Genomic DNA, 14,280 nt, shown 5'->3' with positions numbered 1-14,280 from the left:
GTTATTAGCCATTTTATTGACGAAATAGACAATTTTTTATTTGGCGCTACTCGCCTCGTCCTCAGCACTTCCACCCAATCCTTTGTAACGGCAGGGCTTTTACAGGGCGAGATAGACGCGTACAGACGCAGGAAAACTGCCCTAAACTTTAGGGACTACCGGTTGCCGGTAATGGCAGGTTTCGAACCCGCAACGATAAGGAGAGCATCATGTCTGAGCATTTCAAAAACCTCAGGGGCGATACCCCTTTTGGTGCTGCCAGCCCGGAAGGCAAACGAGAACTGGCCGTCGCGGCTGCGTTGACCTTGATCCAGGCCAAGGTCTTGAACTCAGCCAGTTCCGGACAGTTGCAGACGGAGATGAATAATCTGAACAAGTACGCCGATCAGATTCAGGCTGCACTTGAAGTTGTGTGAGGGAAGCACATATATCGCAGGCAAAAAAAAGCCCGCCTGACGGCGAGCCCTGTTGCAACACTTGACCGGCTCTTAATGGCGGCTGGACAAGTATTCGCGGCGCATATCCAGCGCCCAGCCATCGAGCACCCACTTGAAGTCATCCAGTGTCATGACCTGCGAATCATTTTCCAGAGTCAGCCCCGTCCCCTTGCGCACCACTTGCGCGACCACCTGTTGATCGGCGGCATCGATCACGGCTATCTCGGTACTGATTTCGCTGTCCTGGTCGCGTATCCCGGCGGCCGTGCTGACACCTGCGGCGAGCAGGGTCACCGGCAGGTATTCATAAAAGTGCAGGCCCTGGGTGCTTGCCGACAGCGAGACAATCGCGGGCCTGACGATCAGTGTGCCAGGGCCCGGGGCCGCGACAACGGTCATGACCTTACCCAGTTCACGCTTGAGCGCGGCATCGTAATACCCGGTTATAGCTGAAAGGGTGGATTGCGGCCCCCGCCCGGTCGGCAGCACCCACGGGTAAAACTTGCTTGGCTCGATATAGACGCCAGTGTAATGGCTGATATCCAGGTCAGGACTTACCCAGGACAGCACGGCCTGCCCAGACGGCAACTGCTTTTGCGTCAGCTGGCTGTAGTCGGACAGAAAACCCGAATAGTCTTCAGGCGGGATGGTTTTGCTGGCACAGGCCGTAAGCAAAATGGACAAGGCAGCCAGCAACGGCAGTGAACGACTGGTTCGCATGGAGCAGGAATTCCCGGAACGGTGTTTTACAGGAGGGTTCTGATCAGCCCGGGGCGCCTGAACGAGCGCGACGGGGCCAATTGCGCGCAGCTTGCCTGAGCGCAATTGCTGGCAGATGTCCGGTTTATTTCCGGGAAGCAAGGATGTTGCAGGGATGAAACAAATGACGGGGGATAGTCAATCAAGCGCAGCGTGCCTGACACGCTGCGCACAGACAGCCAGTGGATCAGTCGTCCCTGTCGTCACGGTCGCGATTGCGGTCATACCGGTGATCATTGTCGCGACGATCGTAGCCGCGGTCATAACCCCGATCATCGTGCCCCCGGTCGTATCCCCGGCCCGAGTCGTAACCGCGATCATGACCATGCCGGCCGCCGTCGTCCCAGATCGGCACGCAGCCGCCGAGCAAGAAAGCGCCAGAGGCGGCCAGGATCAATAGGGTTGTGCGCTTCATGTGAGCGTCCTGAAAGAAAAGGTCATAAATATGACCGCAAAAACGCCCAATAATTCCTCGTCACCTGCTGCATCCCTGGCAACAAATGCGCCCTGGAACAGAGGTCCTGCCTGGTCCAGTCACTTGCACCGGCGCCCCATTCAGGCTTGGGTCGCGAGATGCCAATCAACGATAAATAAACCAGCAAAAAGCAGTGCAAATTAACCTGATCCAGCTTCAATTACAGGTATAGGCCCATACCGAACAACCAGCGCCAACGACAGCCTGTCGCTAACTGCCCGATCCCTCAAGGGAGGTCGCATCGGAGTGTGATCCGCAGGCAGATCCCACTCCGATGCGGACAAAAACCCGGCGTCAGAAGCACCGGGATGCTCCAACCACTTTCAGCCCAGAGGCGGCCCGGATAAAAGCCGCTCCGCGATCAGCGCCACGGCCTGCGCCTGAGAGGTGCGGGCGGTGTCTATGCAAAATGGCGCACGGCCCCACGCTTCATACTCATGATCGAGAACAGACTGCCAGGTGGGCGGTATCAAACCGGGTATATCACTCACCCTGGTTTCCACCCGGCGCTGATGCTCGTGCCTGTCAGAACAGATCACCTGGATATTGACCAAGGGCACCTCAGCGCATTGAGCGATGTCGGCCCATGCCTTTCGGCTTTCAGCGACCGGGTTTACACAATCAACGATCACCGTGTGACCGAAACCAAGATTGCTCAGGGCAAGCTCATTGGCGACCTTGTAACCGCTCGTGCCCACACCTTTTGCCAGAACGCCGGCGTTACGAATCGCCTGCTCGATGGTATCGACCCGCAGGTACACGGCCCCTGCTCGACTGGCAAGATCCCTTGCAAGAGTAGTTTTGCCGGTGCCTGGAAGGCCGCTGAAGACAATAAGCATGTTATGTCCTTGAATGAGTCTGACGACTGCCCGTTATACACGCGCCAACCGATGGATGCTGGCACAAGCCTGCGCCCCTGGCCGATGGGCAAACGGCGCGGCTCTGCGCCAACGCCCGCAGAGAAAGATCGGCAGGCCACTCAACTGACGGCACTGATTCAGGCTCACCCGGTGCAAGGGCTCGGTAGCTGCATAAAGCCATGCCTCCCCGATACAGAGCCATAAAACCATCAGCTTCTGCCCACCCAACCGAACAGAACAAGCGACAGCACACCGCCGTCTCTGCCGCTTGAAATAATGGCACAATGCCTGTATCCCTAGGCGCCGTATTAACGCTGCTATCCCAGCCACGCGTCCAGAGAACAATCATGAAAAAGCCGCAGGTGGACTTCGAATACGTGAGCGAGCTGCTCGCAAAGTTCTTCAAACAGCGCAGCCTGCAATCGGCCTTCAAGGTTATTGCAGCGCAAGACATCACTGGCTGGGAAATCTGGTTCCAGGTGGAGTTTGCTCGGTTTCTTTCAGAGCATGAATCAGAACCCGAATGGTCGCGCGAGTACCCGTTTGAGTTCGACTATCGGATGGAGAGAGAACGCGCCTTCTTGAGGCCTGATTTCATCATTAGAAAAAAACACTGGGCTGCAGATCGGTATCTTGCGCTTGAAATCAAGCAACACCAGCAGCTAGGTAACTGCATCGCCAATATGATTGGCGACTTGAAGAAAGTTGCAAAAATCAGGAAATCCGAAATAGACCTGCGCTCCTATTGGGCGTTGGGCATTTTTCAGACTGATGATGGAATTGATCTGCCAGAACTGATTGAGTCAAAAATGTCTGGAACGCCACTGTCGTATTACCAATCGCGCACAGCCATCAACCATATTCCCGGCACAATCTACAGCTATGCGCTGTTCTAAACCCCTTGATAAGCCGTGATGCGGCACACGCACGCGAAGGCAAGCAAACACCATCAGGATGGGCACACAGAGAAAGGTATTGAATACCTGGAGGTGGGTGCTGATTTGGCGCTCTGAGGTGGGGGCTTTGCAAAAGTTTTGCAAATCGCAGACAACAAAAAAGGGCCCACCTTTCGGTGAGCCCTTCCAGACCGCCCAGCAGAGCGGATTTTGTTTGGTAGGCGCGATTGGGCTCGAACCAACGACCCCCACCATGTCAAGGTGACCAGATGTAGGTGCTAACCGTATGATTTAAATAGGTTTTATTGGCTTAATCAGTCGACTAAAATCGCTGGATCAGCCTATATAAATCAATAACTTAGCGTTGTATTTTCATACAGTAGTCAGGTTTAACTCTGAGGTATCACAGCTGCCGGCCAGAGACTGATTTATAATCCGGTATGAAATTCAAACAAGCCGTGACCTGTAACTCCTCTCCGAGCGTCCTGCCGACCAAATTGATCCCATCTCTTTCACAAAATCATCTGAATGTTGGCGGCAATCGGCCAAATGCGGGCCCTCAGCCATTTGATCAAGCGCCGCAACAGCAGTGACAGAAAAAATCAGAAATGCCTTATGTTCGCAGCTCTAAGCGGTCGTTAAAGTGGTCTTATATTCATTTATCCTCGTGGTTATGCTCTTGAATTTCTCGATAAACCCCAGCAAACAGAAGTTAACGGGCATACAAATTTATTTATTTCTATTAGCCATTGTTTTTTATTTACAAAGTTCCATCGCAACTGCTGCCTGCATTGCCGACAGGCAAACCCAAACAAGAAGCTTTGGTATAAATCTGACTGAAAATGCTCTATCAATCGCGGCTGACGCACCTATCGGCACGATAATTTATAATGATACTATCAACACATACCCCACTAAAGTCACTTGTGGATCAGGCGGAATCAACAAGGGATTCCATATCAACAGTGATCTCGTTAGCTGGGGCTCAAACGATTATACTTTCGCCTTGGAAAACACAGGCCTATCATTCAAAATTATAGGGCGACAAAGTAACGGCGCAGAGTTTCCTGAGCAGCGTCCACGGCACTTAAGCGTATATCACGAAGACTACACCATGACCTCCACATACCGATTAGTAATATATAAATCGGCAGCATTATCGACTCAGAAATCAGTGCCAGCCGGATTGCTCGGAAGCATAAAATGGGATAATTTTGAATATTTAAAACTATACCTCGCAAATCCCATAACCTTAAACACAGCTTCCTGCCAGACCCCTGAAGTGTCGGTTCAAATGGGGGGCGACTATCGTCTGGAGGAATTCAACAAGACCGGTGATACACCTCGGATGATCAAGTTCAACATTGGCCTCAACCAGTGCCAAAGCGGTATCAACAAGGTCACCTATTCACTCAAAGCCACCACCCAAGTCATCGACTCGCAAAAGGGTATCGTAGCGCTGAACTCCAGTTCAACGGCTAAAGGCATCGGTCTAAAGCTAATGAACGAGGCAGGACAACCTATCGCGCTGGACACTGCCTACCCGCTCAATGAGTTCAACACCACAGGCACAAGCTTCAACATACCGCTGTCCGCAGCCTACTACCGCCTGGCCGACAGCAGACTGGAAGCCGGCACCGCAAACACCGAAGTGACGTTCATCGTGAATTACCTGTAATTAACAAAGAACCGATAACGGCCATTGTTTGATTTTCGCTTTGGGTCGAAAGCAGTCTCCTAGGCCGGATCTACCCACCAGGCTGTGGTAAAATCAAGCTAATCCCCAGCAACCCTAATGATTGCCAATATAAAATTTCTTGATAGACCGCATTCGGCCAAATATGGACATCGGAAACTCTGACAAAGTCAGAACGACTCCCCTTCAAGAAAATATTATCCTAGTTAAAAAGCCCTCCCAGATCACTAGGCACCCAGCTCATCACAATCAACTCCCCCGTCACCTCCGCCTTCCCCTGCCTCTGATTCGTGGTCGTGTAGCGGATCTCGGTCGTCTCAAAATGAAACCCATCAAACACCCGCCGAATGTCCGGGTGGTCGTTGATACTGACCATCACCTTGCCTTTGCAGCGCCGCATAAAGTCGGCCATGCGCTCGTAGTTTTCAAACGGGAAGTCCACGCCGTAGCCAGCGGTCTGCCAGTAGGGTGGGTCCATGTAGTGGAAGGTGTGCGGCCGGTCGTAGCGCTCTGCGCACTCGAGCCAAGGCAGGTTTTCAACGTAGGTGCCGGACAAGCGCTGCCAGGCTGCAGATAGATTCTCTTCGATGCGCAGCAGGTTGATTGCGGGGGCCGTTGTCGCGGTACCGAAGCTCTGCCCCGAAACCTTGCCGCCAAAGGCATGGTGCTGCAGGTAGAAGAATCGAGCGGCGCGCTGGATGTCGGTCAGCGTTTCCGGGCGGGTCATTTTTTGCCACTCGAAAATCTGTCGTGAGCTGAGAGCCCATTTGAACTGACGCACGAACTCTTCCAGGTGATTCTGCACCACACGGTACAGGGTCACCAGATCGCCGTTGATGTCGTTAAGCACTTCGCATGGCGCGGGCTGTGGGCGCAGGAAATAGAGCGCCCCGCCGCCTGCGAAAACTTCGACGTAGCATTCGTGGGGTGGGAACAGGGGGATAAGGCGATCGGCCAGGCGGCGTTTGCCGCCCATCCAAGGGATGATGGGTGAAGACATAATTTGCAAGACCTTTACTGTGTGGATAAACAGGTGCTAGGCTCGCTCGGCTTTGTGCACAGAGCGGGAGCCTTGGCTGGGCTTGCAGGTAGAGACTGCGGGTTCGGTGGTCGGGCTGGATGTTGACGCATCCAGCTTCGGCCGCTCCTTTTACTTTGTGCCTGATACTTCTTTGGCGTAGGCCTGACAGGCCTGCAGCGCGATCAGTCCTTGATCGCCGTCGCTGGTGATTCCGATAATTCGTTGAGCATGCGCTGGGTCAAGTTGGGCTCTACAGGCGCCATGAACCACGCCGCCGGCGCCGGTGGTGGGTTGCACTGCGTCACAACCAGTTGCTGCGGCGGCATCGAGTTGGACTGACAACCGCAGATCAGCAGTAGCAAGGCGATCAAGCAGACGTGCCTGTTTGGTTTTCTCATCGGTAAGGGCTCGGTAATGGGATTGGTCGCTGGCTGCCAGCCATTGCTCCAGGGCGAGGCGCTTGCCCTGCTCTGCCAGAATTTGCGTGGAGTTGGCATTGGCCAGATCGGTACGTTCGGTTTGGTAGGCGGCTTCCTTAGCGGCCAGTTGCTGGCCGTAGGCATTGGCCTGCCACTCCCATGCTGCCCACGCGCTGCCCGCCATCAGGGCCAGGATAATCAGCAGCACCCCGCCCCACTTCACCGCATCGATCTTCACACCAGCACCTTGAGCGCCAGGGCGTACAGCGCCTGCCGATCGGCCGCACCGTTCTGGCCACCGTTGATGCGTCGGGTGATCCTTTCGAACTGGCCCGCGTCGGCCAGGGCGTTGAGGCCCCTGGTCGCCCAGAACCATGCTGCTGACATGCAGGCGTGCTGTGGCTTTTCCAGCAGCTCGGGCTGCTTGATCAGATCAAGGCCCAGCCCTTCGCCGCACGCCATGTAGTTGGCCCGGCCGGTGATTTGGATCAGGCCACGCCCCCGATACTTGGGGCCGTCGCCGGCCACGGTGTTACCCAGGTCTTTGCGGCCTTCGTATTTAGCTTGGGCGGCCGTTGGCCCCCAGATTTCCTTGACGTATTTGAGCTGGCCAGACTCATGGCCAATCTGCGCGATAAATGCGGCCACACGCCTGGTTCCAACAATCTGATACCGGTTCATAGCGGTGTTTAAGACAGGCACAAAAACGCCGGCAACTTGGCCGGCGTTCGGGAGGATCAGCAGCAGTTGCTGCGCGGTGATGGGCATTGCGTTCTCCAGGCAAAAAAAATCCCTCACTTGGCGGGGTTCGGTGCTGCAGTCTCACTTCATTAAGACATCACTTCTTCAGCCGTTCTGCCAGTCGCGTCATCAAATCCATGCGTTCATGCAATATCGCCACGATCAAAGCGGGTGCACCTTCACGGGGCAGGGCAAATGCGTAGTGGTGTTCGCAGTGCGCCATCAGCAACTTCGGGTAGAGGTCGCTCATGTCCCTGTACGCGCCTTGACGGGCTGAAAGGCGCGCAATCCCGCGCTCCAGTCTGCCGATATACACACGCACCTGTTCGTCACTCCACTGTTGGCGCGTGTAGCGGATGATCCCGCGCAAGTCGGCTTCAGCCTCAAGCGTAAGAACGTAGGCGCCGCTCAAACCCGATTTTCCCCGGACAGCTCTTCGTCGAGGATGTCACCAATGCTTCTGGCCGAAACCTTGCCCGCGAGGCCATCGTTGATGCGGGCGGTGAGTACGCCTTTCAGCTCTTGCCATGCCGGATCATTGTCGATATTGCCCGGGAACAGGCGCTCGATGGCGTATTGCTTGATCGTTTTGCCCTGCAAGGCGGCCAACGCTTTCAGGCTCTGATGCTGCTGCTCGGATATGTCGATGGTCAGGCGGCTCATGTGGCAACTCCATACGTGATCTACGCCCTAATATTCGCACAAATGTGGGAATGTGGGTCATCTGCTGGACGACCGGGAGTGCTGTCAGATTAGCTTGGGCGTGTTGGCCGCATGCTTGAATCGGGATAGCCCTCGGCATCCAGCTTCCAGGCTCGCACCTGGGTGCGGTAGTCACGCCACTGGCGCTCCGTACCTGTCACCGGCTCCCCGTCCTCAATGGCCTCCAACTGCTCAGCCACGAACTTGCGCTCCTGCTCGACCCACTGGACTTCGACAGCAATCAAAGGCGCCAAGCGTGCAGCCTCGGCCTCCTCTTTTATGTCGGCGGCCTTGCGCAGTTTCGACCAGTCAATGTTGCTCATTTGTGGGCTCCTCCGCAGTTACAGGCGGCAATGGCTCTGGTTCCAGTGGCCTCGGCAAGGGCTGAGGCAGCGCAATTGGGCCATCGAAGTCAACGTTAATAGGTGCAGGAAAGGCTTGTTCTTCGCTGTAGTTCGCGGGGTATGGAAAGCGAAGGACTAAATGAATCTCTCCTTCAACTCTGGTTACGTCCCCATGAAAATCATCTGAGGCGATTGCGCTTGCGGGCAGTATGTCGCCCTCTTCCACGGGCCTGAAATCAAAGGGCTGGCCGTTGATAAAAATGACATCGCCTTGCCTTACAAACTTGGGTTCTGGCTCGTCAGTGCGTACAGGTGACAGGATGATTAGCATTATTTCCACCGTCCAATAGCTACCAGACTAAAACTCACTCCGTCGAGGTCTGCATGACCAAATGCCCCCTGTGACCATACGGAAGCGAGGCAGGTAAAGGGGGATCGAACTGCGGCGCCGGGACCGTTGAATAGCTTTCTGACTGCAAGTTCGCCCGATGCAAAATTGACCATGATGTTGGGCAGTGCTCCTGCCAGGAACGGCATGGGGAAGTTCCAGGTTGCGCCAATATTTGAGCTGTTGACCAATTCAGGGGCAATGCTCGTGCGCCAACAGATCTGTACGCCGCTCGCAAACCTTGCATAGTCGCCATTGGCATTTGAGCCAAATTCAAGCAATGCGCCGTTAGAGACCAGTCCCAGTGCGTTGTCATTGTTGTAGAACTTTCTCCAGACTTGCGCAGTAGTCGGCGTCGCTTTCGAGATGGTGTGTAGATCCCCCAGCCGCCAGTCGAAATATGTCTGAAAATAGAATTCGTCATTGTAGGTCAGGGTCATCAACGCTCCATCAGTGGAGCTTGGTGGCCGGTCTTGACCTGTCAAATAATCGAACGATACGCCGCAAGCCTTACCAATGGGAAAAGCTCTACTGGTGATAATGCGGCCGGAAAGCGGCAGACCAATGCCATAGTCTCCCGTTTTATTTACACGACCCGGGGTGGGATCGTCTCTGCTTGTGGTCATGTCCGCAGACGCCGCCGTACCAAGCGCTGCATTCTTGTCGTACAGCTCCTGCGTCATGGCGTTGATTTTCATGCTTGCGGTACGCGGCGGATCGCCACCCAATCCCGTAGGCGGCGTACCCAGAATGATTTCTTGCCGTGCCATGCTGTTCTCCAGGCGAAAAAATACCCGCGTCTTGGCGGGCTGATAGTGGGTGATGAGGTCGGTCTCAATAAGCGCTGATTAAGTGCCCGGTAGCCTTGCGAACACTGCCGATGGCTGGCCAATGTTTGTCCAGACACCACCCGGCCTGTTGGTGATGATGAATAGCTGCATTCTGTTTGCCCCGTAATCAAACCTGATTCCGGCAGTGTTCCATCGTGCAAGCCCGGGGCTCAGTTGCCCTCTTGAGAACGGATTGATCATGAAGTACTCGTCTTCCTTCAAGGGCCCCACCGCCCCGTTGACCCAGTAGTAAGCGTTACCCAATGGCGGATGCTGCGTACTGCCTGCATACGCCCAGGCGTGGCTGGCTCTGGTCATGATCACTGGCGCGGCCCCGGAGTCATAGACCAGCGCCCCAGAGGCAGACCACAACCTCAGGCCATACTTAGCCGCCGTGCGCGAGGCGAACACGGCTGCAAACCATTTGCCAGCGGGCCTCCAACCCACGTTGTTGGCCGAAATGCTGAACCCGGTCCAATTGCCTGCCGAGCCGTTGATGGTCATGCCGTCGTAGAGTTCATGGGGTCGATCCGGCGAGTTACGAATAAAGATGCAGGGAGGCTCTTCAGTGGGTATAGGCGCCGGAAAGGCCACCCGCGCAACCCTGTCCCCGGTGGCTGCATAGGTGCCGTTGTAAACCGAGCACAGCCTGGGAGTTTCCGAGTCAATCTGGATAAATGAGTCATTGTTGCGGACTGTCAGACCAAAGCTCAATTTCGGTACCTCATCGCCAGCAGCCTGAAAGCTATGGTGGACCCATAGCCAAACTTGGGATCTTCGTTGGGGTGCAATGATCGAATGCTCACATGCCCGGCCCCAACCGACATATAAGGCATGGCCTCCCAATTGTTTTCGCTGGCTGCCGGGTTTATCGGCAGGATTGAAGCCGAGCACTTTCCTGGATCAAACCCCGCAATGGGGACTGTGATCACAGCCCCCCGGCTCAGCTGATAGCGCTGGTTATGGATCACCTGGTAGGTGAAGTTATCGGTGTCCAATTCGATAACGCCCTTTTCGCTCCACGTCCTTAATCCAAAGCTCATTCGCTCAGATCTCCCAACTGCACGCGCTTGATGTCATTAGCGTCGTACACGCGCAATGACCTGTGCGTCATGATCATCCTGCCTTCACCCGGGACGCTGCCGTTGATTTCAAACGTGCCGGACTTGTCCAGGCGCCAGCCGCTGATACCGGCCACATAGTTGGTCGAGGCGATGTACTCGCCAATTTTTGCGTTGCTGATCGTGCCGTCCTGGATAAACGCCGACGCCATAAACACCTGCCCGTTCTCAACCACAAACGGCGTAAATACCTGCCCGCCGGCCAGCGCACCCACCACGGCAAAGCGATCCGCACTGACCAGAAACTGGCTTTGCAAAACACCTTCAGCGTTGGTTTCAATGCCCAGCCCAATACCCGCAGTGACCAACTGCCCGTTGGAGTTGACCTGCATTTTGACCGACCACATGGCGCTGGCCTTGCCCTCGAATTCAGCCTGGGCCTTGCTCACGACCTCAACTGCGGCAGATGTTTCACCCACTTCAGCCTGAACCCGGTCGGTACGCACGGCCTGGGCAAAGTCGCGTTCGGCAATCACGGACATCAGCGACTCGGCACCAGCCGAAAAACGCTCATCCCCTGCACTGCCGTTTTCATCACCCGCAGAACCTGAGTCGATATACGCATACACGCCATCGACTTTCTCAGCCGTTGCCGTGACCTTGCCGTCAAGGGTTTCCACGGTGCTGGTGAGTGAACTCAAGCCGCTGGCAGTGGCCTCTAACCCTGTTTCAGGGTCAGTGACCTTGGCGTTGATTGCGTTGAGTTGCTCGGCCTGTACCGTGATCTTGCCGTCCTGTTCGATGATGCTGGCCGAGTTCTTTTGTACCTGCAGCACCAGGGCATTGGTGGTTTCGGCCAAGGTGCCCATATCGAGCCAGTAGGTGGCGTCAGGCGGTGGATGGCCGGTGGTGGCTGCGATCGCCTGAAATAGGCGATTCCCAAAGCGCACGACTTCGCCCGATGCATAGGCCTTGGTGTTGTCGTACTCCAGCGCATCTGTGATTTCGTCGATCAGGCCTTCCAGTTCCTTTTTGGCCTGGTTGAGACGGTCATTCACAGAGCCTGAGCCGTCGCCATCAATCAGCTCGATCCGATCCAGCAACTCCTTGCCCAGCTCGGTTTCGCCAATCTGCCCGGCGATCAATTCCAGAATCGGCCCGGCCTCGGCGCTGGACATGCCCATCACCCCATCTTTCACCGGGTAAAACGGCCCGATATTGCCTGTACGGTCGACCAACCGCGCCCAGAAGAAGAACTGCGCGCCAGCAGCCAAGCTTTGCAGGCGGTGATCGTTCTGCGGATAAGCCAGATCCGACAGTTTGGTAGCGCTCTCCAGGCTATTGGCTTGGCTGAACCAGATCTCGGTCCGCTGGGTGTCTTCCGCCCCTTCCGGGAAGCCCCATTTGAGGCCGATTTCAAACAACCGACTTTGGCTGGTCAAGTAGCTGACTGCAGGGGGTAAGCCTTCCTTGCCGTTCAACTGAGTCAGTTCTGAGGACTTCCAAACCGAAGAAATATCAAACGCACTGACCGCCCTCACCCGGGCCAGATAAGCGCCGGCGTAGATGCCGGTGATGTCCACGCTGGACGAGCCGGTGCGCTGCACCTTGATCCAGTTGCCGCTGTCCTTGCGCCACTCCACGTCATAGGCGACAGCGCCGGGCACTGACTCCCAGGCGATGCTCATGGTGGTCACGGCCAGGCCTTGGGCAATCGACGAATTCGATGTCAGCACCACACTGGCCGGCGCCGGCACCACAGTAATCGGGATCACACTGATGGGGCGCTCTTCCAGCCGGGCACCGGTATCGATATGCGCAAACTTGCTCGGGTCGTACTGCACGGCCGAGATTTCGAATACACCGGCCTCCGGCCGCGACACGCTGGTGACCCGGTAAAGCGGTACCGCCAGATCGTCAGCGTCCAGGCACCACACCAGCTCGGGCTCAGGCGCGACGGAGTACGCAGTGGTCACCGTCACCTTGCACCCACTCACCAACTGAATAGTCCGCCCCTCACACTTGCCGTCGGGCAGGTTGAGAATCAGGCGATCGCCCGGCTTGGCCGAGGTATCGCGGTCCAGCGTAATGACCTTGCCGGCAACCGCCGCCACCAGCCCGCCCACTGGTCGCCCTGCGATTAACTCGTCTGCAATCGGGATCACATACCCCGGCAACGGGATTCGCCCGGCCAAACCCGTTCTGAACGTCACAGCCCGATCCTTGGCGTTGGTCAGCAGCGCCCATTTGCCGCGGCGCTGCGCCTCGGACTCTCGGGTGCAACCAATCGCGCTGATCTCCAGCGGGTTGTCGCCATAGCGGCGCTGCAACTTGATGTCGGTCACCGCGGTGACGTCGGTGTCGTAGTTGTTGGCGGGGTTGTCGTAGCTGATCAGTGCCCGGCTGTAACGGGTGCGCTCCGAGGCACTGGTGTAGGTGAACTTGCCGTCGATAACGTTGGCACGGGTGTAGGCAAAGTCAAAGTCAGTGGAGCGCGGCATATCCGATAGCGAAAACACCTGGCCCTGCGCCCAATAGGTCATGCCGCGGTAAATCGCCGAAATATCCCGCAGCAACGTCCAGGCATCCGCCCTACCCTGCAGGTTCAGGTTGCAGATAAAGCGCGGCTCCATGCCGCCCCGACCGTCTGGCACCAGTTGGTCGCAGTACTGGGCGATGCGGTACAGCTCCCACTTGTCGACCTGCCAGGGTTTAATGCGCCGGCCGAGGCCAAAGCGGTCGTTGACCGTGATGTCGTAGGTCATCCATACCGGGTTGTCCGTCCAGGCCTGCTTGAAGGTGCCGTCCCAGATGCCCGTGTACGACCGGCTCCGCGGATCGTAATTGCTGGGCACGGCGATTTTGCGCGCGTCACACTCAACCGTGATCGCGGGGATATTGCGGAACTGCTCAGCAGAGAATTCGATATAAAGCAGCGCGGTGTTCGGATAACGCAGCTTGGCGTCGATGACCTCGGTGTAACCTGCGATCTGCATGGTGTCGGCAATTTTGTTGCTGTTCTGGTTCAGCGTGATCCGAGTGACGCGCAACATCCAGCCACTTGCGGCCTTGGGCAATTCAACGCGCCGAGTGCGCTCGTAGGTGCTGGTGGTCTTGCCGTCCACCGCCTCGCTCAACACCTGCTGATAGGCGCCGCCATCGGTAGCCACCTCGACCTTGTACTCGATCCGGTAGCCGTTGATATTTCCGCTCTCGTCGATCGATTGCAGCATGGGCCAGGCAAAGCGCAGGCGTATGGCGGACAGCTGGGTGTTGTTGATCGACCTCACCCATGGCGTGCCGCTGCGCAGTTCAATGCCCAAGGTGGTTTCGTTTTCGACCGAGGGGATACCGGGAATATAGGGCTGCTCCACGGAGCCGGTGCGCCATTCCCACTTTACGTTCGGAAAGTTGAAGTTGCCCTGTTCGTCCTGCAGCGGGGTATTGTCGAGGTAGATGTTTTTGGCCGTGGGGATGCCGTCGAATTCACCCTCGCCGACAGCGATCAGCATCTTCGCCAAGGCTATCGAGCGCAGGCTGTCCGGGGCTTCGGTTGGGGTTTTCGGCTTGTCGGAACCACCCTTGGCACCGTGGATATCGAGTAACTGCGCTGCGCCCATGATTTTCTCCAGGCCATAAAAAACCGCCTCT

General features: G+C 56.3%; 17 protein-coding genes. 3 read left to right on the top strand and 14 right to left on the bottom strand.

Annotated elements, in window-relative coordinates:
• Positions 1–209: 209 nt before the first annotated feature.
• Positions 210–416 carry a hypothetical protein gene (locus tag BFC21_RS02160; RefSeq protein ID WP_016780385.1) on the top strand — a complete coding sequence of 69 codons (207 nt, stop codon included), beginning with the start codon at positions 210–212 and terminating at the stop codon, positions 414–416.
• A 72-nt stretch (positions 417–488) separates the two neighbouring features.
• Here the strand turns inward: BFC21_RS02160 and BFC21_RS02155 are convergent, their stop codons facing one another.
• From BFC21_RS02155 to BFC21_RS02145, 3 genes are all read right to left on the bottom strand, one after another.
• Positions 489–1,157, bottom strand: a complete 669-nt coding sequence (locus tag BFC21_RS02155; RefSeq protein ID WP_088377034.1) for a DUF3313 domain-containing protein — start codon at positions 1,155–1,157, stop codon at positions 489–491.
• 226 nt (positions 1,158–1,383) lie between these two features.
• Positions 1,384–1,611 carry a hypothetical protein gene (locus tag BFC21_RS02150; protein WP_081481032.1) on the bottom strand — a complete coding sequence of 76 codons (228 nt, stop codon included), beginning with the start codon at positions 1,609–1,611 and terminating at the stop codon, positions 1,384–1,386.
• A 383-nt stretch (positions 1,612–1,994) separates the two neighbouring features.
• Positions 1,995–2,510 carry an AAA family ATPase gene (locus BFC21_RS02145; RefSeq protein ID WP_088377033.1) on the bottom strand — a complete coding sequence of 172 codons (516 nt, stop codon included), beginning with the start codon at positions 2,508–2,510 and terminating at the stop codon, positions 1,995–1,997.
• 368 nt (positions 2,511–2,878) lie between these two features.
• Here BFC21_RS02145 and BFC21_RS02140 point away from each other — a divergent pair, with 368 nt between their 5' ends.
• Complete coding sequence (locus tag BFC21_RS02140; protein WP_120265622.1) at positions 2,879–3,427, top strand: hypothetical protein; 549 nt, start codon at positions 2,879–2,881, stop codon at positions 3,425–3,427.
• A gap of 679 nt (positions 3,428–4,106) precedes the next feature.
• Complete coding sequence (locus BFC21_RS27490; protein ID WP_256557622.1) at positions 4,107–5,105, top strand: fimbrial protein; 999 nt, start codon at positions 4,107–4,109, stop codon at positions 5,103–5,105.
• A 220-nt stretch (positions 5,106–5,325) separates the two neighbouring features.
• Here BFC21_RS27490 and BFC21_RS02130 read toward each other — a convergent pair whose 3' ends face one another.
• The 11 genes from BFC21_RS02130 to BFC21_RS02080 form a co-directional block, all read right to left on the bottom strand.
• Positions 5,326–6,123: a DNA adenine methylase gene (locus tag BFC21_RS02130; RefSeq protein ID WP_120265621.1), complete on the bottom strand. Its 798-nt coding sequence runs from the start codon at positions 6,121–6,123 to the stop codon at positions 5,326–5,328.
• Positions 6,124–6,273: 150 nt separating this feature from the next.
• Positions 6,274–6,801: a lysis system i-spanin subunit Rz gene (locus BFC21_RS02125; RefSeq protein ID WP_120265620.1), complete on the bottom strand. Its 528-nt coding sequence runs from the start codon at positions 6,799–6,801 to the stop codon at positions 6,274–6,276.
• Positions 6,798–7,331, bottom strand: coding sequence for a glycoside hydrolase family 19 protein (locus BFC21_RS02120; protein ID WP_120265619.1), 534 nt, complete (start codon positions 7,329–7,331; stop codon positions 6,798–6,800). Before BFC21_RS02120 ends, BFC21_RS02125 begins: the two co-directional genes overlap by 4 nt.
• Before the next feature lie 70 nt (positions 7,332–7,401).
• On the bottom strand, positions 7,402–7,716 hold the full coding sequence (locus BFC21_RS02115; RefSeq protein WP_120265618.1) for a type II toxin-antitoxin system RelE/ParE family toxin: 315 nt from the start codon (positions 7,714–7,716) through the stop codon (positions 7,402–7,404).
• Positions 7,713–7,967, bottom strand: coding sequence for an antitoxin (locus BFC21_RS02110; RefSeq protein ID WP_120265617.1), 255 nt, complete (start codon positions 7,965–7,967; stop codon positions 7,713–7,715). Before BFC21_RS02110 ends, BFC21_RS02115 begins: the two co-directional genes overlap by 4 nt.
• Before the next feature lie 89 nt (positions 7,968–8,056).
• Positions 8,057–8,329 carry a hypothetical protein gene (locus tag BFC21_RS02105; RefSeq protein WP_120265616.1) on the bottom strand — a complete coding sequence of 91 codons (273 nt, stop codon included), beginning with the start codon at positions 8,327–8,329 and terminating at the stop codon, positions 8,057–8,059.
• On the bottom strand, positions 8,316–8,681 hold the full coding sequence (locus tag BFC21_RS02100) for a hypothetical protein (RefSeq protein ID WP_120265615.1): 366 nt from the start codon (positions 8,679–8,681) through the stop codon (positions 8,316–8,318). Before BFC21_RS02100 ends, BFC21_RS02105 begins: the two co-directional genes overlap by 14 nt.
• Entirely contained in the window at positions 8,681–9,508 is an 828-nt protein-coding gene (locus BFC21_RS02095) for a hypothetical protein (RefSeq protein ID WP_120265614.1), read from the bottom strand. The genes BFC21_RS02100 and BFC21_RS02095 overlap by 1 nt, the downstream gene beginning before the upstream one ends.
• Positions 9,509–9,586: 78 nt before the next feature.
• Positions 9,587–10,282: a hypothetical protein gene (locus BFC21_RS02090; protein ID WP_120265613.1), complete on the bottom strand. Its 696-nt coding sequence runs from the start codon at positions 10,280–10,282 to the stop codon at positions 9,587–9,589.
• Entirely contained in the window at positions 10,279–10,611 is a 333-nt protein-coding gene (locus BFC21_RS02085; RefSeq protein WP_120265612.1) for a hypothetical protein, read from the bottom strand. The genes BFC21_RS02090 and BFC21_RS02085 overlap by 4 nt, the downstream gene beginning before the upstream one ends.
• The gene (locus BFC21_RS02080; protein WP_120265611.1) at positions 10,608–14,249 is read right to left on the bottom strand and encodes a phage tail protein; all 3,642 of its coding nucleotides are present in this window, start codon (positions 14,247–14,249) and stop codon (positions 10,608–10,610) included. Before BFC21_RS02080 ends, BFC21_RS02085 begins: the two co-directional genes overlap by 4 nt.
• Positions 14,250–14,280 lie beyond the last annotated feature (31 nt).

This window comes from Pseudomonas sp. TMW 2.1634 (genome assembly GCF_001703595.1).
GTDB lineage: Bacteria > Pseudomonadota > Gammaproteobacteria > Pseudomonadales > Pseudomonadaceae > Aquipseudomonas > Aquipseudomonas fragi.
This window is presented reverse-complemented; position numbering and strand designations above follow the sequence as displayed.

Bases quoted from the DNA above. Each gene is read 5' to 3' on its own strand.
- BFC21_RS02160 (WP_016780385.1), top strand. From the start codon at position 210: ATGTCTGAGCATTTCAAAAACCTCAGGGGCGATACCCCTTTTGGTGCT.
- BFC21_RS02155 (WP_088377034.1), bottom strand. From the start codon at position 1,157: ATGCGAACCAGTCGTTCACTGCCGTTGCTGGCTGCCTTGTCCATTTTG.
- BFC21_RS02150 (WP_081481032.1), bottom strand. From the start codon at position 1,611: ATGAAGCGCACAACCCTATTGATCCTGGCCGCCTCTGGCGCTTTCTTG.
- BFC21_RS02145 (WP_088377033.1), bottom strand. From the start codon at position 2,510: ATGCTTATTGTCTTCAGCGGCCTTCCAGGCACCGGCAAAACTACTCTT.
- BFC21_RS02140 (WP_120265622.1), top strand. From the start codon at position 2,879: ATGAAAAAGCCGCAGGTGGACTTCGAATACGTGAGCGAGCTGCTCGCA.
- BFC21_RS02130 (WP_120265621.1), bottom strand. From the start codon at position 6,123: ATGTCTTCACCCATCATCCCTTGGATGGGCGGCAAACGCCGCCTGGCC.
- BFC21_RS02120 (WP_120265619.1), bottom strand. From the start codon at position 7,331: ATGCCCATCACCGCGCAGCAACTGCTGCTGATCCTCCCGAACGCCGGC.
- BFC21_RS02110 (WP_120265617.1), bottom strand. From the start codon at position 7,967: ATGAGCCGCCTGACCATCGACATATCCGAGCAGCAGCATCAGAGCCTG.
- BFC21_RS02105 (WP_120265616.1), bottom strand. From the start codon at position 8,329: ATGAGCAACATTGACTGGTCGAAACTGCGCAAGGCCGCCGACATAAAA.
- BFC21_RS02100 (WP_120265615.1), bottom strand. From the start codon at position 8,681: ATGCTAATCATCCTGTCACCTGTACGCACTGACGAGCCAGAACCCAAG.
- BFC21_RS02095 (WP_120265614.1), bottom strand. From the start codon at position 9,508: ATGGCACGGCAAGAAATCATTCTGGGTACGCCGCCTACGGGATTGGGT.
- BFC21_RS02085 (WP_120265612.1), bottom strand. From the start codon at position 10,611: ATGAGCTTTGGATTAAGGACGTGGAGCGAAAAGGGCGTTATCGAATTG.
- BFC21_RS02080 (WP_120265611.1), bottom strand. From the start codon at position 14,249: ATGGGCGCAGCGCAGTTACTCGATATCCACGGTGCCAAGGGTGGTTCC.